We start from the raw sequence: 21,443 nt of genomic DNA, 5'->3' as shown, positions 1-21,443 counted from the left end.
CTAGCGAATCAGCGATTGGGCAGGAACTGCAAGGGATCCACCGGTTTGCCCTGGCGGCGGATCTCGAAATGGAGCTTGACCCTGTCGGTACCGGTCGAACCCATCTCGGCAATCGTCTGCCCTATCTTGACACGCTCACCTTCCCGAACCAGCAACCTACGGTTGTGACCGTAGGCACTGACGTAGGTTTCGCTGTGTTTGACGATAACCAGTTCACCATAGCCCCGTAGACCATTTCCCGCATAGACCACGGTACCGTCGGCGGCGGCCATCACGGGCTGTCCTTCCTGGCCGGCGATGTCTATTCCCTTGTTCAGGCTGCTGCTGGTCCCGAAGCGACTGATCAAGGTACCTTTCGTCGGCCAAGCCCAACCGGCGGCGGATTGGGGGACGTCCCGGGTGGGGGTCTGGGCCGGCGTCACCGGGGTCGGCGGCGGTGCGGCGGGCAGATTCGAGGTCACCACCGGGGTCGCGGCGGTGGGACTCGAGGTGACCGGCGGCGGGATCGGGACCGGAGTGGCAACCGGATTTCCCGGTGCCGGAGCGGAAGCCACGGTCGCCGGCCGCCGGATGATGCGACTGGAGCTACTGGCGGTGGCGGACGAGCCGCTGCCGAAGCGGATGACTTGGCCGACGTGGATCACATAGGGCGCACTGAGGCCATTCTGGGCCGCCAGGGCACGCCACTCCCAGCCATTACGGGAGGCGATGGAGAACAGGGTGTCACCGCGCTTGACGCGATACTGCCCGGAAGTGACCTGGGGCACGCCGCCGCGGCCATCGCCGCGCTCGACCACCGGCGCACGCGAACCCGAGGTGGAGCAACCCGTCAGCAACAGCGCCACGAGCAACCCTGCCAGCCAACCCGCTCGCCCTCGTCCTGAAAATCCTTGCGCTCGGGCCTTCACCCGTTCCTCCCGCCGTGTTTGATCTCGTACCGACCAGTCATCCGGCCGGCCTCAGGCGACCGCAGCCGTCTGGCTGCCTTGGAGCCCGGTGCACCGGTAACGTTCCCGGGTCTCTCACTGGGCCAGGGGCCCATTGAGCAGCGGGACGAACCGCACTGCGTTGAGTTCGTGACGCACGAAGCCGTCGTCCTGCCGAACGATCAGCAAAAGCTTCTGCTCCTCGTCCACGCCGACCGGAATGACCAGCCGACCACCGGGAGCCAGCTGATCCAACAGCGCCTGGGGCACCTCGCGGGCCGCGGCGGTGACGATGATGCCATTGTAGGGTGCCAAGGCCGGCCAACCCTCCCAGCCATCGCCCCAACGGAACACCACATTGCGCAGATTCAGTTCGAGCAGGCGTTCCTTGGCGCGATCCTGCAGCGATTGGATGCGCTCCACGGAAAACACCCGTTCCACGGTCTGCGCCAGGATGGCGGTCTGGTAGCCGGAACCTGTGCCTATCTCCATGACCTTGTCCAGCGGGCCGCCGGCGAGCAGCAGCTCGGTCATGCGCGCCACCATGAACGGCTGGGAGATCGTCTGGTTGTGGCCGATGGGCAGCGCGGTATCCTCGTAGGCCCGGTGGGCCAGGGCCTCGTCGACGAACAGATGACGCGGCGTGCGACGGATCACCTCCAGCACCTGAGCGTTGGACAGCCCCTCCTCGTAGAGACGCTGGATGAGCCGCTCGCGGGTACGCTGGGACGTCATGCCGATGCCGTGTCTTTGCATATGCTCTTGCCCCTGATTCATGCCAGCAGCTCCGTGAGAACCGCCAGCCCGGCGAAGCCCTCGCGGAAGGTGCGATCGAACTGCAGTGGCGTGACCGACACATAGCCTTCCAGCACGGCATGGAAGTCGGTGCCCGGTCCGCCGTCCACCGCATCACCGGATACCGAGATCCAGTAGCCCGCCTTGCCGCGTGGATTGATCTCGCGCACCGGCGGCTTGGCCTGGGCGCGATGGCCCAGGCGCGTCAGCTGCAGGCCCTTGATCTGCTCCAGCGGCAGGTCCGGGATGTTGACGTTGAGGACGGTACGCGGCGGCAGGTCGAAGCTTTCGTGGACGGCGACGATGCGGGCAGCGATTTCCGCGGCCACGGCCATATTGTCCGCGCTGCGCGAGACCAGCGAGAAGGCGATGGCCGGACGGTTGAGGAAGCGTCCTTCCATGGCCGCGGCCACGGTGCCGGAATAGAGGACGTCGTCACCCAAATTGGCGCCCAGGTTGATACCGGCCACCACCATGTCCGGCGTCTCTTCCAGCAGTCCGTTCAGGCCAAGGTGGACGCAATCGGTAGGCGTGCCATTGACGCCCAGGTAGCCATTGGGCAAACGCTGCGGGTGCAGCGGCCGGTCCAGCGTCAGGGCACTGCTCACGCCACTCATGTCATAGAGCGGCGCGACCACCTGGCACTCGTAGTCCGCACGGGCGGCGAGCGCGGCATGCAGCGCGGCGATACCGGGGGCTAGTACCCCATCGTCGTTGGCGATCAGAAGTCGCATGGATGTTCCGTCTGCCCTGCCTCGCCGAGCGTTACCAGCTCGCGAACCACTGCGGTGGCGAAACAGCCGGCCGGCAGGACGAATTCGAGTTGCAGAATGTCAGGAGCGGGATAATGCCACGTCAGGCCGCCGATGGGGAGGCGCAGGATGCGCCGTTCATGCGAGAGGCCGGCACCGGCCAGCCAGGCGAGCAGCTCTCCAGCGGCGTTTGCCACGCTTCGCTCGAGGCCAGCGGCCGGTCCCTGTACCGGCGACTCCCCCTGGCCCCACAGCGGCCCGGTGGGGTGCAGGTCGAGGGCTACCAGACGCGGGTCCGCCAGATCGGCGGCGGTCGCCGGGAAATGGCTGCGGCTATCGGTGAAGGCCAGCAGGTCGCCCTCCTGGGCCTGATTCCAGGAACCCGCGGCGACGCGCTGCGCCAACACCTGATTGAACAGCCAGCTGCGCGCGGCGGACAGGGTCCGCGAACGGCGATTGCGCTGCTCGGGCAGACGCTGGTCACGGGCGCACTCCTGGGCATCAACCAGGTTGCCACCTTGATAGCCGAAGCGCTGCGGACCGAAGTAGTTGGGTACGCCCTGGGCAGCGATGGCCTGTAGCCGAGCCTCCAGCGCCGCGGGATCGGCCTGGAGTCCGGTCAGGCGCAGGCGGAAGCCGTTGGCGGAATGGGCGCCCCGCTGCAGTTTGCGGCGATGCCGGCCCTGCTGGAGGATCACCAGCGTCTCGTCACAGGCCGCCGTAAGGTCCGGATCGGCCTTGCCGGGCAGGTGCAGGCTGAACCACTGGCGGGTCAACGCCTGACGATCCTTGAGTCCGGCGTAGCTGATCGCCCGCTGCGGCACGCCGGCGGCACGGGCCAGGCGGCGCACGGCCTCCTCGGTATTGAGGCCACGCTTCTCGACCCACAGCCAGAGGTGCTCGCCATCGCCGCTGAGGGGGATGTCCAGCACCTCGTCCACCTGGAAGTCCTCGGCACTGGCCTTGAGGATCGCCTGGCCGCAAGGTTCGCCATGGGCGCGCGGCCCGAGCAGTTGGTCTTCGGTCATAGGGGCAGCAGCAGAGCCACGGCGTGCACGGCGATTCCCTCTTCGCGCCCGACGAAGCCCAGGCGTTCGGTGGTGGTGGCCTTGACGTTGACCTGGCCCAGCTCGACCTGCAGGTCTTCGGCGATGGCCTGGCGCATGGCTTCGATGTGTGGCGCCATCTTGGGCGCCTGGGCGGCGATAGTGCCGTCGACGTTACCCACCCGCCAGCCCTGCTCACGCACCAGACCGACCACGTGGCGCAAGAGCACCCGACTGTCGGCGCCCTTGAAGCGCGGATCGGTATCGGGGAAATGCTTGCCGATGTCGCCCAGCGCCGCGGCGCCCAGCAGGGCATCGGCCAGGGCGTGCAGCAGCACGTCGCCATCGGAGTGGGCGACCAGGCCGTGGTGGTGAGGGATGCGAATACCGCCGAGGGTGATGAAGTCGCCCTCGCCGAAGGCGTGAACGTCGAAACCGTGACCTATGCGCATGAAGAGAGACGCCCTGGAAAATGACAGGGCGTCGATTCTACCGGCTGGTAACAGCTCCCGTCGCCCTTAGGCTCTGTACCAAAAGTGCCTGCGCTCGGTGATGCTTCGTTGAAAAAGGCTTCGGAATGCTCATTTACCGCTCGTAAACTCCGCTTCCTCAGCCTTTTTCGCCTCGCCTGACCTTCGCTCGGCGACTTTTCGTACAGAGCCTATGGGGCAGTGAGAGCCGCCGCATGGTGCCGCAGATGATCGTCGATGAAGCTGGCGACGAAGAAATAGCTGTGGTCGTAGCCGGGCTGCAGACGCAGTTCCAGTGGATGGCCGACGGCTTCCGCGACGCGTTGCAGCGCCTGGGGCTTGAGCTGCTCGGCGAGGAAGCTGTCCTGCTCCCCCTGATCGACCAGCAGCGGCAGCCGCTGCTCGGCCTTCTCCAGCAGCGCACAGGCGTCCCACTCGGCCCAGGTACTGCGGTCCTCGCCCAGGTAGTTCGAGAAGGCCTTGTGCCCCCAGGGACAATCCAGCGGATTGACGATGGGCGAGAAAGCCGACACCGAGCGATAGCGGCCCGGATGGCGCAAGGCGCAGATCAGGGCGCCATGGCCGCCCATGGAGTGACCGCTGACGCCGCGACGATCCGAGACCGGAAAATTGGCCTCGATCAGCGCCGGTAGTTCTTCCACCACGTAATCGTGCATGCGGTAGTGCTTGGCCCAGGGCTGCTGGGTGGCATTGACGTAGAACCCCGCCCCCAGGCCGAAATCCCAGGCCTTCTCGGGATCGTCCGGTACGCCTTCGCCACGCGGACTGGTATCCGGCGCCACCAGCACCAGACCCAACTCAGCGGCCAGGCGCTGGGCGCCGGCCTTCTGCATGAAGTTCTCGTCGGTGCAGGTCAGCCCCGACAGCCAGTAGAGCACCGGCAGGTCGTTGCGCGCCTCCGCCTGGGGCGGCAGGTAGACGGCGAAGGTCATGTCGCAGTCGAGGCTGCGAGCACGATGGCGATAGCGTTTGTGCCAACCGCCGAAACTCTTGTTGCTGGAGAGCAGTTCGAGACTCATGGTCATCTCCCGCGCAAAGGGCGCACTGGGCGCCCTCCCGCCAATCAGTAGTGGACGACGGTGCGGATGCTCTTGCCTTCGTGCATCAGCTCGAAGGCTTCGTTGATCTGCTCCAGGCCCATGGTGTGGGTGATGAAGGTGTCCAGCGGAATCTCGCCACTCTGCGCCTTGCGCACGTAGCCCGGCAGTTCGCTGCGGCCCTTGACGCCACCGAAGGCGCTGCCGCGCCAGACGCGCCCGGTCACCAGCTGGAACGGCCGGGTGCTGATCTCCTGGCCGGCACCGGCCACGCCGATGATCACCGACTCGCCCCAACCCTTGTGGCAGCATTCCAGCGCTGCGCGCATCAGATTGACGTTGCCGACGCACTCGAAGCTGTAGTCGACGCCGCCGTCGGTCAGCTCGACGATGACCTCCTGGATCGGCTTCTGGTGATCCTTGGGATTGACGAAATCGGTGGCACCCAATTCACGGGCGATGTCGAACTTGGATGGGTTGATGTCGATGGCGATGATGCGGCTGGCCTTGGCCATCTTGGCGCCGATGATGGCTGCCAGGCCAATACCGCCCAGGCCGAAGACGGCGACGGTGGCGCCCTCTTCTACCTTGGCGGTGTTGAGCACGGCGCCGATGCCGGTGGTCACGCCGCAACCCAGCAGGCAGACCTTCTCCAGCGGCGCCTCCTGGGGGATCTTGGCTACCGAGACCTCTGGCAGCACCGTGTATTCGGAGAAGGTGGAGCAGCCCATGTAGTGGTAGATCGGCTCGCCGTTGTAGGAGAAACGGGTGGTGCCGTCGGGCATCAGGCCTTTGCCCTGGGTGGCGCGCACCGAGCTGCAGAGGTTGGTCTTGCCGGATTTACAGAATTTGCACTGGCCGCACTCGGCGGTGTACAGCGGGATGACGTGATCGCCCACCGCGACCGAGGTCACGCCCTCGCCCACCGCCTCGACGATGCCACCGCCCTCGTGACCGAGGATGCAGGGGAAGACCCCTTCGGAGTCCTGGCCGGACAGGGTGTAGGCATCGGTATGGCAGACGCCGGTGGCGACGATGCGGATGAGCACTTCGCCGGCCTTGGGCGGCTCGACGTCCACTTCGACGATCTTCAGGGGCTCGTTGGGCGCGAAGGCTACGGCGGCGCGGGACTTGATCATGGTCGACTCCGACAGGACGAAAAAACGAAGGAACCAGTGTAGACGCCTGAAATCCTGGAACAATCGGGCATACTGGAATTCATTTTTGCCACAGAGAAACAATCATGGGTTGGGAGGGGATCGACGAATTCGTCGCGGTGGCGAGCACCCTGCACTTCGGCCATGCCGCCGACCGCCTGGGCACCTCGACCTCCCACGTCAGCCGCCAGGTGGCGCGCCTGGAAGAGCGCCTGCAGGCGCGGTTGCTCTATCGCAGCACCCGTAGCGTGGCCCTCACCGAGGCCGGTCATACCTTTCTGCAACACTGCCGACGCTTGCAGGAAGCCCGCGACGAAGCCCTGCGCGAGGTGAGTGATCTCTCCAGCCAACCCAAGGGGCTGATCCGTATGACCTGCGCCGTGACCTATGGCGAGCGTTTCGTCGTGCCCCTGGTCAACGACTTCCTCGCTCGCCATACCGAAGTCAGCCTGGAGCTGGACCTGACCAATCGCACCGTCGACCTCTTGCACGAAGGCTACGACCTGGCGATCCGCCTGGGTCGCCTGGCCGACTCGCGGCTGGTGGCGACGCGGCTGGCGCCGCGGGAACTCTATCTGTGCGCCGCGCCGAGTTATCTGGAACGCTACGGCGCGCCCCATACCCTGTCCGAATTGAGTCGCCATCGTTGCCTGGTGGGTACCAGCGACATCTGGAGTTTCCGCGAAGAGGAGCGCGAGGTGCTGCACCGGGTGCAGGGTTCCTGGCGCTGCAACAGCGGCCAGGCGGTGCTGGACGCCGCCCTGCGTGGCTTCGGCCTGTGCCAGTTGCCGGACTACTACGTGCTGCCGCACCTGGCTCGCGGCGAGTTGCGCGCCCTGCTGGAAAATCGCCAGCCACCCAACACCGCGGTCTGGGCCCTCTATCCACAGCGACGCTTTCTCTCGCCCAAGATCCGCCTGCTGGTGGAGCACCTGAAACAGGGGCTGAGCACACCGCGCCCCCGTGGGCGCCACCCATCCGGAAGCTGAGCGCAGCGGAGGAACCGCGCCTTTCCACGAGCCTTCGAAACAGGTGTCGGTCGTCGCGGCACCGCCCCTTCCGGTGGCCCCGCGGCGTCTCTTGCAGCCGGAGGTCCCATGAACGACACCCTCGATCATCACGCACTCGCCACCTGGATGAAGGCAGCGGTGCCGCCCTGCCTGTCGCTCTATTTGCCCACCGAGCGCGCCTTTCCGCAGCGCGAGCAGAACGTCATCCGCTTCAAGAATCTGCTGCGCACCGTCGAAGCCGAGGTGCGCCAGCGCTTCCCCGAGGCCGATACCACCGCCCTGCTCGCTCCCCTGACCGCCCTGATCGACGACACCGACTTCTGGAATCATCCACGCGGCGGCCTGATCATCCTGCGGGACCGCGATCATCTGCACCTGCTCAAGGTAGCCGGTGGCGTACCGGAAACGGCGATGGTCAACCACCACTTCCACCTGCAGCCCCTCCTGCAACTGGCCCAGACCACCGGCCGCTATCAGGTGCTTTGCCTGTCCCGCGACCATGCCCGTCTGTTCGAAGGCAGCCGCGACAACCTGGTGGAGATCGAACTGGCCGAAGGTGTGCCCCGCACCCTGGAAGAGGCCCTGGGTACCGACCTGACCGAAGGCAACCAACGCGGCCTGCCCCAGGGCTTCGGCCGGGCCAGCGAGCGCGGCGACGCCATGCAGCACAATGCCGGCGGCATCAGCAAGCATGACGAGCAGAACGTCGATCGTGAACGCTATTTCCTCGCCCTGGATCGGGCCCTCACCCGCGAGCACTCGCAGCCGAGCAAGCTGCCCCTGCTACTCGCCGCCCTGCCGGAGCACCAGGCGGTCTTTCGCCGGATCAGCAACAACCCTCTGCTACTGGACGAAGGTCTCAGCGGCGATCCGGGACCACTCGACAACGAATCCCTGAGACGCAAGGCCTGGGCGGTGATGGAGCCGCATCTGGATCGACATCTGGCCGACTTGCTGGACACCTATGCCCAACGCCAGGGGCAGGGCTTGGCTTCGGATCGGTTGGAGGAGATCGGCGGCGCCGTGCTGGACGCCCGGGTCGATACTCTCCTAGTGGAAGCCGAGCGGCGCATTCCCGGCCATCTGGACGTCGACCGCCGCCTGCTGGTGCCCACCGACCCGGCCGGCGCCAACACTGAGGACCTGCTGGACGAACTCAGCCTGCAGACCCTGCAACAGGGTGGCCAGGTACTGGTACTGCCGCGTGAACGGATGCCGGGCAGGACGGGTGCTGCAGCCATCTATCGCTTCTAGGACGTCGGGTTCCCAGGATCCGCCAAGGCATCCAGTTGCCAGCTGCGGCGCAGCCATTCCAGGTCTTCCGGCCGGGTGATCTTGAGATTGTCCGGCCGGCCTTCCACCAGGCGCGGCGCCAGGCCCGCCCACTCCATGGCCGAGGCCTCGTCGGTCACCGCGACACCGGCCGCCAAGGCGTCGGCCAGGGCCCGACTCAGCGGCCCGAGGCGGAACATCTGCGGCGTATAGGCCTGCCAGACCAGGCTGCGATCCAGGGTGGCAGCGACCCGACCATCGGCGCCAGCGCGCTTGAGGGTATCCCGTACTGGCACCGCCAGCAGGCCACCCACGTCATCGGTGGCCAGGCTGGCCAACAGATGATCGATATCACTGCGTTGCAGATTGGGCCGTGCAGCGTCGTGCACCAGCACCCAGGCATCATCCGCCACGCCCTGGGCGGTCAGCAGCAACAGCGCCGACAGCACCGAGCTGGCGCGCTCGGCACCGCCTTCGGCGCAACGGATGCGCGCGTCCTGGGCAAGGGGCAACTGGGGCCACCAGGGATCGTCGCTGGCCAGCGCCACCACGATGCCCAAGGTGCCAGGATGCTCCAGGAACGCCGTCAGGGTGTGCTCGATGACGCTACGGCCGGCCAATTCGAGGTACTGCTTGGGCCGATCCGCACGCATGCGCGAACCGACGCCGGCGGCCGGCAGGACGGCCCAGAACGAGGGTGCAGGAGTCATCTACTTATTTGGATTGCAGGAAGAGGGTTTCGCCCTGTTTGACCATACCGAGTTCGTGGCGGGCACGCTCCTCGACGGTCTCCATGCCTTTCTTGAGCTCGACGACCTCGGCTTCGAGGATCTCGTTGCGCTCCAACAGGCGCTTGTTCTCGCCATTCTGGTCGGCGATCTGCTGCTTGAGTTCGCGCACCTGGGCGAAGCTGCCGTCACCGACCCACAGGCGATACTGGAGACCGCCGAGCAGCAGGAGCAGGAAGGGAAACAGCCAGTAGGGACTTCGCATGGACGGTAAGGATTCGCGGACGGCGGATGCCACAAGGGGCGGCGGCAAAAACGAAAACAGGATAGAAGCCCGGCTCTACGCTTGTAAACTGGGCATCTATCCTGTGTTCGTCGGACGATTCAGGAGGCGACGATCTGCATCGCCGCCTCCGCGTTCACGCTGCCCTTAGCTACGGAACTCGGCACGGCCGCGATAAGGCGCCTTGGCACCCAGTTGCTCTTCGATGCGCAGCAGCTGGTTGTACTTGGAGACGCGGTCGGAACGGCACAGCGAACCGGTCTTGATCTGACCGGCGGCGGTGCCCACGGCCAGGTCGGCGATGGTGGCGTCTTCGGTCTCGCCGCTGCGGTGGGAGATCACCGCGGTGTAGCCGGCGGCCTTGGCCATCTGGATGGCTTCCAGGGTCTCGGTCAGGGAGCCGATCTGGTTGAACTTGATCAGGATCGAGTTACCGATGCCCTTCTCGATGCCTTCCTTGAGGATCTTGGTGTTGGTGACGAACAGGTCGTCGCCCACCAGCTGCACCTTGCTGCCGATCTTGTCGGTCAGCGCCTTCCAGCCGGCCCAGTCGGACTCATCCATGCCGTCTTCGATGGAGATGATCGGGAATTGCTCGGTCAGGCCGGCCAGGTAGTCGGCGAAGCCATTGGCGTCGAAGGCCTTGCCTTCGCCGGACAGGTCGTACTTGCCGTCCTGGTAGAACTCGCTGGAGGCGCAGTCCAGGGCCAGGGTCACGTCGGTGCCCAGCTCGTAACCGGCGTTCTTCACGGCTTCGGCGATGGCGGCCAGGGCGTCGGCATTGGAGGCCAGGTTCGGTGCGAAGCCGCCTTCGTCACCCACGGAGGTGCTCAGGCCACGGGCCTTGAGCACAGCTTTCAGGTGATGGAAGATCTCGGCGCCCACGCGCAGGGCATCGGCGAAGCTCTTGGCGCCGACCGGCTGGACCATGAACTCCTGGATGTCGACGTTGTTGTCGGCATGCTCGCCGCCGTTGATGATGTTCATCATCGGTACCGGCATGGAGTACTGACCGGGGGTGCCGTTCAGGTTGGCGATGTGGGCGTAGAGCGGCAGGTCCTGGTCTTCGGCGGCAGCCTTGGCGGCAGCCAGGGACACGGCCAGGATGGCGTTGGCGCCTAGCTTGGCCTTGTTGTCGGTGCCGTCCAGCTCGATCATGGCGCGGTCCAGGGCCTTCTGGTCGGAAGGATCCTTGCCCAGCAGCAGGTCACGGATCGGGCCGTTGATGTTGCCGACGGCCTTCAGTACGCCCTTGCCCAGGTAGCGGCTCTTGTCGCCGTCGCGCAGCTCCAGGGCTTCGCGCGAACCGGTGGACGCGCCGGACGGCGCAGTGGCGCGACCGACGATGCCATTGTCCAGGATAACGTCCGCTTCAACGGTGGGGTTGCCGCGGGAATCCAGGACTTCACGTCCCTTGATGTCGACGATCTTAGCCATTTTTGTATCGATCTCCATGTTACCGGTCATTGACGGATCAGCCTTCGGCTGTGCCTGGGCCTTTTGGTTCAGCGCTTGCTCAGGCAGTTTCGATCGGCGTGAACGACTTCACCAGTTCGTCCAGCGCCTTGAGCTGGGCCAGGAAGGGCTCCAGCTTGTCCAGGCGCAGGGCGCAGGGGCCGTCGCACTTGGCATGTTCGGGATCGGGATGGGCTTCGAGGAACAGGCCGGCCAGGCCCTGGCTCATGCCCGCCTTGGCCAGGTCGGTGACCTGGGCGCGGCGGCCGCCAGCGGAATCGGCGCGCCCGCCCGGCATCTGTAGGGCGTGGGTCACGTCGAAGAACACCGGGTAGCCGAAGCTCTTCATGATGCCGAAGCCGAGCATGTCGACCACCAGGTTGTTGTAGCCGAAGGAGGAGCCCCGCTCGCAGAGGATCAGCTGGTCGTTACCGGCTTCTTCGCACTTGGCGAGGATGTGCTTCATCTCCTGGGGCGCGAGGAACTGGGCCTTCTTGATGTTGATCACGGCGTCGGTCTTGGCCATGGCCACCACCAGGTCGGTCTGCCGCGAAAGGAAGGCCGGCAGCTGGATGATGTCGCATACCGCCGCCACCGGGGCGGCCTGGTAGGGCTCGTGGACGTCGGTGATCACCGGCACGCCGAAGGTGGCCTTGAGTTCTTCGAAGATGCGCAGGCCGGCTTCCATGCCCGGACCGCGGTAGCTGGTCACCGAGGAACGGTTGGCCTTGTCGAAGCTGGCCTTGAAGACATAGGGGATGCCCAGCTTCTCGGTCACCTTGACGTATTGCTCGCACACCTGCATGGCCAGGTCGCGGGATTCCAGCACGTTCATGCCGCCGAACAGCACGAAGGGCTTGTCGTTGGCGATCTCGATGCTGCCGACGCGGACGATCTTCTGAGCGGTCATGATCAATCCTTCTTGGCGTAGCGCAGGGCGGCGTTGACGAAGCCGCTGAACAGCGGGTGGCCGTCACGCGGAGTGGAGGTGAACTCCGGGTGGAACTGGCAGGCGACGAACCAGGGATGATCCGGGGCCTCCACCACCTCCACCAGGGCACCGTCGCCCGAGCGACCGGAGATCTTCAGGCCGGCGGCCTGGATCTGCGGCAGCAGGTTGTTGTTGACCTCGTAGCGGTGACGATGGCGCTCGACGATGACGTCCTGGCCATAGCAGTCGTGCACCAGGGTGCCGTCGCTGAGCTGGCATTCCTGGGCGCCCAGGCGCATGGTGCCGCCCAGGTCGGAGCCTTCGGTGCGGATCTCGGTGGCGCCGGTGGCGTCGTGCCATTCGGTGATCAGGCCGACCACCGGGTGGCCGCTGGCCTTGTCGAACTCGGTGGAGTTGGCGTCCTTCCAGCCCAGCACGTTACGGGCGAATTCGATCACCGCCACCTGCATGCCCAGGCAGATGCCCAGGTAGGGAATCTTGTTCTCGCGGGCGTACTGCACGGTGGCGATCTTGCCTTCCACGCCACGCAGGCCGAAGCCGCCGGGAACCAGGATGGCGTCGACGCCCTTGAGCAGGTGGGTGCCCTGCTGCTCGATGTGCTCGGAGTCGATGTATCTCAGATTGACCTTGGTGCGGCTCTGGATGCCGGCGTGGGTCATGGCCTCGATCAGCGACTTGTAGGCGTCGAGCAGTTCCATGTACTTGCCGACCATGGCGATGGTGACTTCGCGCTCGGGATTGAGCTTGGCGTCCACCACCCGGTCCCACTCGGACAGATCGGCCGGTTTGCACTCCAGGCCAAAGCGCTCGACGACGAATTCGTCCAGGCCCTGGGCATGCAGCACGGAGGGAATGCGGTAGATGGTGTCGACGTCTTCCAGGGAGATGACCGCGCGCTCTTCGACGTTGGTGAAGAGCGCGATCTTGCGCCGGGACGAGCTGTCGACGGTGTGGTCGGAACGGCAGATCAGTACATCGGGCTGCAGGCCGATGGAGCGCAGCTCCTTGACCGAATGCTGGGTCGGCTTGGTCTTGGTCTCGCCAGCGGTGGCGATGTAGGGCACCAGGGTCAGGTGCATCAGCATGGCGCGGCGCGCGCCGATCTCCACCCGCAGCTGGCGGATGGCTTCGAGGAAGGGCTGCGACTCGATGTCGCCGACGGTGCCGCCGATCTCCACCAGGGCCACGTCGGCATCGCCGGCGCCCTTGATGATGCGTCGCTTGATCTCGTCGGTGATGTGCGGGATCACCTGCACGGTAGCGCCCAGGTAGTCACCGCGCCGCTCCTTGCGCAGGACGTCCATGTAGATGCGGCCGGTGGTGAAGTTGTTGTTCTGGGTCACCGTGGTGCGGATGAATCGCTCGTAGTGACCCAGGTCCAGGTCGGTCTCGGCGCCGTCATGGGTGACGAACACCTCGCCGTGCTGGAAGGGGCTCATGGTGCCGGGGTCCACGTTGATGTACGGGTCCAGCTTGAGCATGGTGACCTTCAGCCCTCTCGCTTCCAGAATGGCGCCCAAGGAGGCCGAGGCGATGCCTTTCCCCAAAGAAGAAACAACACCGCCCGTGACGAAAATAAAGCGCGTCATGAAAATTCCTAGAATCTGCGTTGAGGCGGAGAGCCGCCGATGAAAGCGAGAGCGGTCGGCATGGCGCCGGACCAATGCACACCGTCCACTCGGAGCGAGCGGAAAATGCGGTACAAGACGGGAGCGTAGTCTAGCCTAAAGGTCATGGCAGCTCAAACCCGGCCACACCGTCTGCGGGCTGCCACTCAAGCCGCCCGCCCCCTGGCAGGCCGTCCAGGCCGGGAAGATTGGCCACGGCCAGCAGTTCGTCGCCACGCCAGAGCAGCGGCAACCGCTCCCGCAGGAAGGTCGGCACTCCACGCTCATTGAGCAGGCGCTTCAGATCGCGAGTACCCCGCCCGGGTACGACCAGGCGTTCGCCGCCCTGGCGATAGGCGATCCGCCAGCCGGGTGCGGCGCCCTCTCCGAGCAACGACAGGCGGCCATTGCCCGGCAATTCCAGGGTTTCCTGCCCCCCGACCAGTGCCAGGGGAAGCGGCTCCATCTGCCAGGTGTCGGGCACCCACCAGATCCGGCCTGCGCCACGTCGCACGCTGCCGCCTTCCAGGCGCCAGAACGGATCGCTCGCCTCGCCGCCCTCCCGCAGTGCCTGCCAGCCGGCCCAGTGGGCGCTGTCAGGCTGACGGGTCAGGGGAGCGAGCCAGGCCCGCAGGGCGTTGCGCTGGCGCACCTCGCTCAGGCCTTGCAAGGGTGCCAGCGCCAGGCTAGGCAAAGGGATCCAGGCGAACGCCCGCTCGCCGACCTGGGCCTGCCGCAGATCGAGGCAGGCCAGTTCGCTCAGCAACTCCTCGGCCTCGGCCAGGTGCCGGGCACTGCGGGCCATGACCCGATCGACGCCGGGCCAGCGACTCCGTAGCCGCGGCAACACCTCGTGTCTGAGGTAGTTACGATCCAACTGGGTATCGGCGTTGCTGGGATCTTCGATCCAGCCCAGCCCTTCGGCCTTCGCGTAAGCCAGCAACTCGGCCCGTGGCTCGTCCAGCAAGGGACGCCAGAGGCGGCCCTCGGCCAGTCGGCGGCTCTCCGGCATGCCGGCCAGGCCCTTCACCCCGGCGCCGCGCACCAGGCGCTGAAGCAACGTTTCCAACTGGTCGTCGCGATGCTGCCCCAGCAGCAGGCAGCCGCCGGCCGGCAGGACCTCAGCGAAGGCGGCGTAGCGCGCTTCACGGGCGGCGCGTTCGAGGCTGGCAGCCTTATCGGTGCGGACGTAGCGAATATCGAGGGGGACTTCGAACGCCTGACAGACCTGGGCACAGTGCTCGACCCAGGCGTCCGCCACAGGCTGCAAACCATGGTGGACGTGCACCGCCTGCACTTCACCCGACAGACCTCGCTCGCGCAGCCGGGCGAAGAGATGCAGCAGGACGGTGGAGTCGAGTCCGCCGGAGAAGCCCACCCGCCAGTGACGGGTAGCCGGCTGCCGCTCCAGGCGGGCGTGCAACCGGTCCAGCAGGCTCATCGTGGCGGGATCAGGAGATGCCGTAGCTCATCAGGCGCTCGTAGCGACGCTCCAGCAATGCCGGCACGTCATAGCCCTTGAGTTCGTCGAGTTGTTGCAGCAGCGCGGTGCGCAGGCTGGCGGCCATGGCCTCGGGATCGCGGTGGGCACCACCCAGGGGCTCGTCGATCACCTGGTCGACGATGTTCAGGCTCTTCAGCCGCTCGGCGGTGATACCCATGGCCTCGGCGGCCTCGGGCGCCTTCTCGGCGGTCTTCCAGAGAATGGAGGCACAACCTTCCGGCGAGATCACCGAGTAGGTGGAGTGCTGCAGCATGTTGAGCTGGTCGCAGACGCCGATGGCCAGGGCGCCACCGGAACCACCCTCACCGATCACGGTGGCGATGATGGGGGTCTTCAGCCGCGCCATGACCCGCAGGTTCCAGGCGATGGCTTCGCTCTGGCCACGCTCCTCGGCATCGATGCCCGGATAGGCACCGGGGGTGTCGATGAAGGTCAGGATCGGCATCTTGAAGCGCTCGGCCATCTCCATCAGGCGGCAGGCCTTGCGATAGCCTTCCGGACGCGGCATGCCGAAGTTGCGCCGCACCTTCTCGCGCACTTCACGGCCCTTCTGGTGGCCGATGACCATCACCGGGCGACCGTCCAGGCGGGCGATGCCACCGACGATGGCCGGATCGTCGGCGAAGTGGCGATCGCCGTGCAGCTCTTCGAAATCACTGAAGAGGTAGCCGATGTAGTCGAGGGTGTAGGGACGCAGCGGATGACGCGCCAGACGAGCCACCTGCCAGCTGGACAGGTCGCTGAAGATGTTCTTGGTGAGCGCCTGGCTCTTCTCCTGCAACCGGGCGATCTCGTCACTGATGTTCAGCGCATTGTCGTTACCGACCAGTCGAAGTTCTTCGATCTTGGCCTGGAGATCGGCGATGGGCTGTTCGAAATCGAGATAGTTCGGGTTCATGGGCATCCGTTTTGCGTTCTGCAAGCTAAAGGGAGAGCCAGGGGCCGGGGCGCATACCTTAAGGGATAGCGCGCAACAGGTCGAGACTGCGGCCGTACGAGACGGCCAGCCGACTCCTGACGGAAACGGGCAAGGAGCGCGCGGGGCGCTCCGCATCAACGATAGTTGAGAAAGACGTTCTCCCTGCCGAACTGGTCACGCAGGGTTTGAATCAGGCCGTCGGCCGGGTCGATACGATAGTTCTCGCCGAACTGCAGCAACGCCCGCGCGGTGGGCCCCTGGTAGTCGATGGTGACCGGACAGGCGCCGCGATGACGACCGCACAGCTCGCCCAGCCAGCGCAGTCGATCACCGGCCAGGGCTTCGCTGCGCACCGCGATCCTCAGGCTTTCCGCCAGGGCGGTGCGGGCCTCTTCCAGCCCGAGCACTCGCTTGGCACGCAGGCGCAGGCCGCCGGAGAAGTCGTCCTGGCTGACCTCGCCCTCGACGATCACCAGGGCGTCAGTCTGTAGCAGCGCCTGGGCGGCATTGAAGGCCTCGGCGAACAGCGAGGCTTCGATGCGCCCGGAGCGGTCGTCCAGGGTGACGAAGCCCATTTTGTCGCCGCGCTTGTTCTTCATCACCCGCAGGTTGACGATCAGCCCGGCCACGGTCTGGGTCTCGCGCGACGGCTTGAGGTCGACGATGCGCTGGCGCGCCAGGCGGCGCACCTCGCCTTCGTATTCTTCGATGGGGTGCCCGGTCAGGTAGAGCCCCAGGGTCTCCTTCTCACCGCGCAGACGCTCCTTGAGGTTGAGCTCGCGGGCCCGGCGGTGATTGGCATAGACGTCGGCCTCCGGCTCGGCGAAGACACCGCCGAAAAGATCGACGTGACCGCTATCATGGCTGCGCGCGGTCTGCTCCGCGGAGGCGATGGCCTCTTCCATGGCAGCCAGCAGCACGGCGCGATTCTGGTCGATGGTAGCCTGATAGGCCTTGATCTCGTCGTGGTAGTGCGGCCCGAGCCGGTCGAGGGCACCGGAGCGGATCAGGGCTTCCAGGGTGCGCTTGTTGATGCGCTTGAGGTCGACCCGGGCGCAGAAGTCGAAGAGATCCTTGAACGGTCCCTCGGCACGCGCCTCGACGATGGCCTCCACCGGCCCCTCACCGACGCCCTTGATGGCGCCGAGGCCATAGACGATGCGCCCCCCGTCGTTCACGGTGAACTTGAACTCGGAAATGTTCACGTCCGGCGTGTCGATGCGCAGCTTCATGTGGCGGCATTCCTCGATGAGGATCACCACCTTGTCGGTGTTGTGCATGTCCGCCGACAGCACCGCTGCCATGAAGGGCGCCGGATAGTGGGTCTTCAGCCAGGCGGTCTGGTAGGACACTAGGCCATAGGCGGCGGAGTGCGACTTGTTGAAGCCGTAGCCGGCGAACTTTTCCACCAGATCGAAGATGTTCCCCGCCAGATCCGCATCGATGCCGTTGTTGGCGCAACCCTCGATGAAGCCGCCGCGCTGCTTGGCCATCTCCTCGGGCTTCTTCTTGCCCATGGCCCGGCGCAGCATGTCCGCCTGGCCCAGGGTGTAGCCGCCCATGACCTGGGCGATCTGCATCACCTGTTCCTGGTAGAGGATGATGCCATAGGTCGGCGCCAGCACCGGCTTGAGGCCTTCGTACTGGTAGTCCGGGTGCGGATAGGCCAGCTCGGCGCGACCGTGCTTGCGGTTGATGAAGTCGTCCACCATGCCCGACTGCAACGGGCCCGGACGGAACAGCGCCACCAGGGCGATGAGGTCTTCCAGGCAGTCCGGCTTGAGCTTCTTGATCAGCTCCTTCATGCCGCGGGATTCGAGCTGGAATACGGCGGTGGTCTCGGCCTTCTGCAGCAGGGCGTAGGTCGGCTTGTCGTCCAGCGGGATGAAATCGATGTTGAGCGGTTCGCGCCCTTCCGCCACTTCGGTGCGGTTGATGGTCTCCAGCGCCCACTTGATGATGGTCAGGGTGCGCAGGCCGAGGAAGTCGAACTTGACCAGGCCGGCCTGCTCGACGTCGTCCTTGTCGAACTGGGTCACCAGGCCGTTGCCGTCCTCGTCGCAGGCGATGGGCGAGAAGTCGGTCAGCTTGGTCGGCGCGATCACCACGCCCCCGGCGTGCTTGCCGGTGCCCCGGGTGATGCCCTCGAGCTTGAGCGCCATGTCCCAGATTTCCTTGGCGTCCTCGTCGGTCGCCAGGAAGTCGCGCAGTGGCTCCTCCTGCTCGAAGGCCTTCTGCAAGGTCATGCCCACTTCGAAGGGGATCATCTTCGACAGGCGATCGGCCAGGCCGTAGGACTTGCCCTGCACCCGCGCCACGTCGCGCACCACCGCCTTGGCCGCCATGGTGCCGAAGGTGATGATCTGGCTTACCGCCTCGCGGCCGTACATGTCGGCCACGTAGTCGATCACCCGGTCGCGACCGTCCATGCAGAAGTCGACGTCGAAGTCGGGCATGGAGATCCGTTCGGGATTCAAGAAGCGCTCGAACAGCAGATCGTAGGCCAGTGGATCGAGGTCGGTGATCTTCAGGACATAGGCCACCAGGGAGCCGGCACCCGAGCCCCGGCCGGGGCCGACCGGCACGCCGTTGTTCTTCGCCCACTTGATGAAGTCCATCACGATGAGGAAGTAACCGGGGAAGCCCATCTGGATGATGATGTCGAGCTCGAAGTTGAGCCGGTCGACGTACTCCTGGCGCTTCTCCTCGTAGTTCGGCGTGGTCTCCCGCGGCCAGAGCACGGCCAGGCGCTCTTCCAGGCCCTCGAAGGAGACGTGGCGCAGGTAGTCGTTGATGGTCATCCCGTTGGGAATCGGGAAGTTGGGCAGGAAGTACTTGCCCAGCTGGATCTCGATGTTGCAGCGCTTGGCGATCTCGACGGTGTTCTCCAGCGCCTCCGGCAGGTCGCTGAACAACTCGGCCATCTCGGCCGCCGACTTCAGATACTGCTGGTCGCTGTACTTGCGCTCGCGGCGGGGGTCGTCCAGCGGGCGACCTTCACCGATACAGACGCGGGTCTCGTGAGCCTCGAAATCCTCGGGCTTGAGGAAGCGCACGTCGTTGGTCGCCACCAGGGCGCCGCCACAACGGTCGGCCAAGGCCACCGCGGCATGCAGATGCTCCTCGTCACCAGCTCTTTCGGTGCGCTGCACCTCCAGATAGAAGCGATCCTGGAAGACCTGCTGCCATTCCGCGAACAGCCGATCGGCCAGGGCCAGATCGCCCTCCAGCAGCGCCAGGCCGATCTCCCCCTCCTTGGCCCCGGACAGGGCAATCAAGCCTTCGTTCGCCTCTTTCACCCAGTCACGCTGGATGATGATCTGACCTTCGCGCTGGCCTTCCTGAAAACCGCGCGACAGCAATTCGGTGAGGTTGCGATAGCCCTTGGCGTTCATCACCAGGAGGGACATGCGGGTCAGGGGCGCATCGCCGTCCAGGCCGGCGAGCCAGATGTCCGCACCGGCGATGGGCTTTATACCCGCGCCCATGGCGCTCTTGTAGAACTTGACCAGCGAACAGAGGTTGCCCTGGTCGGTCACGGCAACCGCTGGCATGCCGGCCGCTTCGGCGGCCTTGACCAATCCCTTCACCCGCACGATCCCGTCGACCAGGGAGTATTCCGTGTGCAGACGGAGATGGACGAAGGATGCGGACATGGCAGAGACCCCTTGATGCTTGAGGCGCGAGATTGTACCGGATAGTGGCAGCGGGGTCAGACCGCCACGACGGCTGCCAGCGAAAACCGTCAGTAGGTCGCGACGATCTGGGTCGAGGCCTGGGTCTCGAGCGCCAGCCAGGCGTCCCGCACAGGCGCGAAGGAACGGCGGTGGATGGGCGTCGGCCCCAGGCGCCGGAGGGCGTCCAGATGCTCGGCGGTGGGATAGCCCTTGTGGCCGGCCAGACCGTAGCCCGGATAGAGCGCATCCAGCACCTGCATTTCGCGGTCGCGGCTCACCTTGGCTAGGATCGAGGCGGCAGCGATGGCCGGCACCTGGCTGTCGCCCTTCACCACCGGCGAACTGGGCACGGCCAGCTTGGGGCAGCGATTGCCGTCGATCAGTGCCAAGCGTGGCTGAACCGCCAGGCCTTCCACGGCGCGCTGCATGGCCAGCATGGTGGCATGCAGAATATTGAGCCTATCGATCTCGGCGACCTCGGCCCGGGCGACGCACCAGGCCAGGGCCTTTTCCTGGATTTCGTCGAACAGGGCCTCACGGCGAGCCAGCGACAGCTTCTTCGAATCGTTCAGCCCAAGAATGGGCTTACCCGGATCGAGGATGACCGCGGCCGTCACCACGGCGCCGCACAGCGGGCCGCGACCCACTTCATCGACCCCGGCGACCAGCGCCTCGACCAGATTGAAGTCCAGACCCAGCTGCATCAGCCGCGCTCCCGTAAGAGATCCAGCACGGCGCTGGCGGCCTGCACCGAGGCATCGCGCCTGAGGCTGTGGTGAATGGCAGCGAAACTGTCGGTCTGTTGCTCCGGCTGCGCCAGCAATGGCAGCAGCTCGGCCACCAGTTGCTCCGGCGTCGCCTCATGCTGGATCAATTCGGGCACCAGCTTGCGCCCGGCCAGCAGGTTGGGCAGCGAGATATAGGGACTCTTCACCAGTTGCTTGAGGATCAGATAGGTCAGGGGTGCCACCCGATAGGCCACCACCATGGGTCGCTTGAATAGCAAGGCTTCCAGGGTCGCGGTGCCCGAGGCGATCAGCACGCCATCGCAGGCGGCCAGCACCTCGTGGGAGCGTCCATCGGTCAACAGCAGCGGCAACGGCGGTCGCCCCTCCAGCAGCTGCTCCACCTGCGCCCGCCGCGCGGCATTGGCACAGGGCAGCACGAAGCGCACCCCGGGTCGCGCGGTCAGCAACTGGGCGGCAGCGTCGAGGAACAGCGCACCCAGGCGCCCGACCTCGCCACCGCGACTACCAGGCAGCAGGGCGATAACCTGCCCCTCTTCCGGCAGGCCCAGGGACTGCCTGGCCGCCAGGCGGTCGCTGTCGAGGGGAATGGTGTCGGCGAGCGGATGGCCAACGAAGCGCACCGGCACCTGTTGTTCTTCGTAGAAGCGGGCTTCGAAGGGGAACAGGGTCAGCATCAGGTCGCAGCCGTCACGGATCTTCAGCACCCGCTTCTGTCGCCAAGCCCAGACCGAAGGACTGACGTAGTGCACCGCGGGTATCCCGGCACGATGCAACTGGGCCTCGATCTCCAGGACGAAATCCGGCGCATCGATGCCAATGAAAACGTCCGGTCGAGCAGCGAGCAACTGGGCGATGAGCGTCTTGCGGCGACCGAGCAGCTCTCGCAGCCGGCCAAGCACCTCGACCAGCCCCATGACCGCCAGACGCTCCATGGGAAACTCGGACGCCAAGCCCTCGGCTTCCATCCGCGGTCCGCCGACGCCCATGAATTCGATGTGCGGATGCTGCGCGCGCAGGGCCTGCATGAGACCGGCACCCAGCAGATCACCCGACGCCTCTCCTGCCACCAGCGCCACCCGCAGG

At 65.7% G+C, this 21,443-nt stretch carries 19 protein-coding genes; 2 read left to right on the top strand and 17 right to left on the bottom strand.

Translation table 11 applies throughout. The features are described from left to right. Positions 1 to 8: 8 nt before the first annotated feature. The 7 genes from QZ471_RS11145 to QZ471_RS11115 form a co-directional block, all read right to left on the bottom strand. Positions 9 to 797: a peptidoglycan DD-metalloendopeptidase family protein gene (locus QZ471_RS11145; protein ID WP_295464694.1), complete on the bottom strand. Its 789-nt coding sequence runs from the start codon at positions 795 to 797 to the stop codon at positions 9 to 11. 225 nt (positions 798 to 1,022) lie between these two features. After that, entirely contained in the window at positions 1,023 to 1,661 is a 639-nt protein-coding gene (locus QZ471_RS11140) for a protein-L-isoaspartate(D-aspartate) O-methyltransferase (protein WP_167371488.1), read from the bottom strand. A gap of 38 nt (positions 1,662 to 1,699) precedes the next feature. Continuing rightward, entirely contained in the window at positions 1,700 to 2,455 is a 756-nt protein-coding gene (gene surE / locus QZ471_RS11135; RefSeq protein ID WP_295463636.1) for a 5'/3'-nucleotidase SurE, read from the bottom strand. Next, on the bottom strand, positions 2,443 to 3,501 hold the full coding sequence (gene truD / locus QZ471_RS11130) for a tRNA pseudouridine(13) synthase TruD (RefSeq protein WP_295463634.1): 1,059 nt from the start codon (positions 3,499 to 3,501) through the stop codon (positions 2,443 to 2,445). The genes surE and truD overlap by 13 nt, the downstream gene beginning before the upstream one ends. Beyond that, a complete protein-coding gene (gene ispF, locus QZ471_RS11125) occupies positions 3,498 to 3,971 on the bottom strand; it encodes a 2-C-methyl-D-erythritol 2,4-cyclodiphosphate synthase (RefSeq protein WP_295463631.1) in 474 nt (157 codons plus the stop codon). Before ispF ends, truD begins: the two co-directional genes overlap by 4 nt. 209 nt (positions 3,972 to 4,180) lie before the next feature. Next, a complete protein-coding gene (fghA, locus tag QZ471_RS11120) occupies positions 4,181 to 5,035 on the bottom strand; it encodes an S-formylglutathione hydrolase (RefSeq protein WP_295463629.1) in 855 nt (284 codons plus the stop codon). Between the two features lie 38 nt (positions 5,036 to 5,073). Further along, positions 5,074 to 6,186, bottom strand: a complete 1,113-nt coding sequence (locus QZ471_RS11115) for an S-(hydroxymethyl)glutathione dehydrogenase/class III alcohol dehydrogenase (protein ID WP_295463627.1) — start codon at positions 6,184 to 6,186, stop codon at positions 5,074 to 5,076. A gap of 101 nt (positions 6,187 to 6,287) precedes the next feature. Between QZ471_RS11115 and QZ471_RS11110 the strand changes: the two genes are divergently transcribed. Together QZ471_RS11110 and QZ471_RS11105 are read left to right on the top strand one after the other, a co-directional pair. Further along, positions 6,288 to 7,193 carry a LysR family transcriptional regulator gene (locus QZ471_RS11110; RefSeq protein ID WP_295464691.1) on the top strand — a complete coding sequence of 302 codons (906 nt, stop codon included), beginning with the start codon at positions 6,288 to 6,290 and terminating at the stop codon, positions 7,191 to 7,193. A gap of 108 nt (positions 7,194 to 7,301) precedes the next feature. Beyond that, on the top strand, positions 7,302 to 8,468 hold the full coding sequence (locus QZ471_RS11105; RefSeq protein WP_295463625.1) for a hypothetical protein: 1,167 nt from the start codon (positions 7,302 to 7,304) through the stop codon (positions 8,466 to 8,468). Here the strand turns inward: QZ471_RS11105 and ispD are convergent. The 10 genes from ispD to lpxB form a co-directional block, all read right to left on the bottom strand. Beyond that, a complete protein-coding gene (gene ispD / locus QZ471_RS11100) occupies positions 8,465 to 9,196 on the bottom strand; it encodes a 2-C-methyl-D-erythritol 4-phosphate cytidylyltransferase (protein ID WP_295463623.1) in 732 nt (243 codons plus the stop codon). The two genes, QZ471_RS11105 and ispD, sit on opposite strands and share 4 nt — an antisense overlap. Before the next feature lie 4 nt (positions 9,197 to 9,200). After that, a complete protein-coding gene (locus tag QZ471_RS11095; protein WP_007159473.1) occupies positions 9,201 to 9,479 on the bottom strand; it encodes a septum formation initiator family protein in 279 nt (92 codons plus the stop codon). A 165-nt stretch (positions 9,480 to 9,644) separates the two neighbouring features. Continuing rightward, a complete protein-coding gene (eno, locus tag QZ471_RS11090) occupies positions 9,645 to 10,934 on the bottom strand; it encodes a phosphopyruvate hydratase (RefSeq protein WP_295463618.1) in 1,290 nt (429 codons plus the stop codon). A gap of 79 nt (positions 10,935 to 11,013) precedes the next feature. Further along, complete coding sequence (gene kdsA, locus QZ471_RS11085) at positions 11,014 to 11,862, bottom strand: 3-deoxy-8-phosphooctulonate synthase (protein ID WP_295463616.1); 849 nt, start codon at positions 11,860 to 11,862, stop codon at positions 11,014 to 11,016. Positions 11,863 to 11,864: 2 nt separating this feature from the next. After that, the gene (locus tag QZ471_RS11080; RefSeq protein WP_295463614.1) at positions 11,865 to 13,493 is read right to left on the bottom strand and encodes a CTP synthase; all 1,629 of its coding nucleotides are present in this window, start codon (positions 13,491 to 13,493) and stop codon (positions 11,865 to 11,867) included. A gap of 142 nt (positions 13,494 to 13,635) precedes the next feature. After that, on the bottom strand, positions 13,636 to 14,952 hold the full coding sequence (gene tilS, locus QZ471_RS11075; protein ID WP_295463612.1) for a tRNA lysidine(34) synthetase TilS: 1,317 nt from the start codon (positions 14,950 to 14,952) through the stop codon (positions 13,636 to 13,638). A 10-nt stretch (positions 14,953 to 14,962) separates the two neighbouring features. Continuing rightward, entirely contained in the window at positions 14,963 to 15,913 is a 951-nt protein-coding gene (locus QZ471_RS11070; protein WP_295463610.1) for an acetyl-CoA carboxylase carboxyltransferase subunit alpha, read from the bottom strand. Between the two features lie 155 nt (positions 15,914 to 16,068). After that, positions 16,069 to 19,590 (bottom strand): DNA polymerase III subunit alpha, encoded by a 3,522-nt coding sequence (gene dnaE / locus QZ471_RS11065; protein WP_295463608.1) that lies wholly within the window; start codon positions 19,588 to 19,590, stop codon positions 16,069 to 16,071. Between the two features lie 89 nt (positions 19,591 to 19,679). Continuing rightward, entirely contained in the window at positions 19,680 to 20,315 is a 636-nt protein-coding gene (gene rnhB, locus QZ471_RS11060) for a ribonuclease HII (RefSeq protein ID WP_295463606.1), read from the bottom strand. Beyond that, on the bottom strand, positions 20,315 to 21,442 hold the full coding sequence (gene lpxB / locus QZ471_RS11055; protein ID WP_295464689.1) for a lipid-A-disaccharide synthase: 1,128 nt from the start codon (positions 21,440 to 21,442) through the stop codon (positions 20,315 to 20,317). Before lpxB ends, rnhB begins: the two co-directional genes overlap by 1 nt. Position 21,443: the final 1 nt, after the last annotated feature.

This window comes from uncultured Pseudomonas sp. (assembly GCF_913774235.1).
Taxonomy (GTDB): domain Bacteria; phylum Pseudomonadota; class Gammaproteobacteria; order Pseudomonadales; family Pseudomonadaceae; genus Chryseomonas.
This window is presented reverse-complemented; position numbering and strand designations above follow the sequence as displayed.

Excerpts from the sequence above, each read along its gene's own strand:
- QZ471_RS11140 (WP_167371488.1), bottom strand. The coding sequence starts at position 1,661 with ATGACGTCCCAGCGTACCCGCGAGCGGCTCATCCAGCGTCTCTACGAG.
- surE (WP_295463636.1), bottom strand. The coding sequence starts at position 2,455 with ATGCGACTTCTGATCGCCAACGACGATGGGGTACTAGCCCCCGGTATC.
- truD (WP_295463634.1), bottom strand. The coding sequence starts at position 3,501 with ATGACCGAAGACCAACTGCTCGGGCCGCGCGCCCATGGCGAACCTTGC.
- ispF (WP_295463631.1), bottom strand. The coding sequence starts at position 3,971 with ATGCGCATAGGTCACGGTTTCGACGTTCACGCCTTCGGCGAGGGCGAC.
- fghA (WP_295463629.1), bottom strand. The coding sequence starts at position 5,035 with ATGACCATGAGTCTCGAACTGCTCTCCAGCAACAAGAGTTTCGGCGGT.
- QZ471_RS11115 (WP_295463627.1), bottom strand. The coding sequence starts at position 6,186 with ATGATCAAGTCCCGCGCCGCCGTAGCCTTCGCGCCCAACGAGCCCCTG.
- QZ471_RS11105 (WP_295463625.1), top strand. The coding sequence starts at position 7,302 with ATGAACGACACCCTCGATCATCACGCACTCGCCACCTGGATGAAGGCA.
- ispD (WP_295463623.1), bottom strand. The coding sequence starts at position 9,196 with ATGACTCCTGCACCCTCGTTCTGGGCCGTCCTGCCGGCCGCCGGCGTC.
- QZ471_RS11095 (WP_007159473.1), bottom strand. The coding sequence starts at position 9,479 with ATGCGAAGTCCCTACTGGCTGTTTCCCTTCCTGCTCCTGCTGCTCGGC.
- eno (WP_295463618.1), bottom strand. The coding sequence starts at position 10,934 with ATGGCTAAGATCGTCGACATCAAGGGACGTGAAGTCCTGGATTCCCGC.
- kdsA (WP_295463616.1), bottom strand. The coding sequence starts at position 11,862 with ATGACCGCTCAGAAGATCGTCCGCGTCGGCAGCATCGAGATCGCCAAC.
- QZ471_RS11080 (WP_295463614.1), bottom strand. The coding sequence starts at position 13,493 with ATGACGCGCTTTATTTTCGTCACGGGCGGTGTTGTTTCTTCTTTGGGG.
- tilS (WP_295463612.1), bottom strand. The coding sequence starts at position 14,952 with ATGAGCCTGCTGGACCGGTTGCACGCCCGCCTGGAGCGGCAGCCGGCT.
- QZ471_RS11070 (WP_295463610.1), bottom strand. The coding sequence starts at position 15,913 with ATGAACCCGAACTATCTCGATTTCGAACAGCCCATCGCCGATCTCCAG.
- dnaE (WP_295463608.1), bottom strand. The coding sequence starts at position 19,590 with ATGTCCGCATCCTTCGTCCATCTCCGTCTGCACACGGAATACTCCCTG.
- rnhB (WP_295463606.1), bottom strand. The coding sequence starts at position 20,315 with ATGCAGCTGGGTCTGGACTTCAATCTGGTCGAGGCGCTGGTCGCCGGG.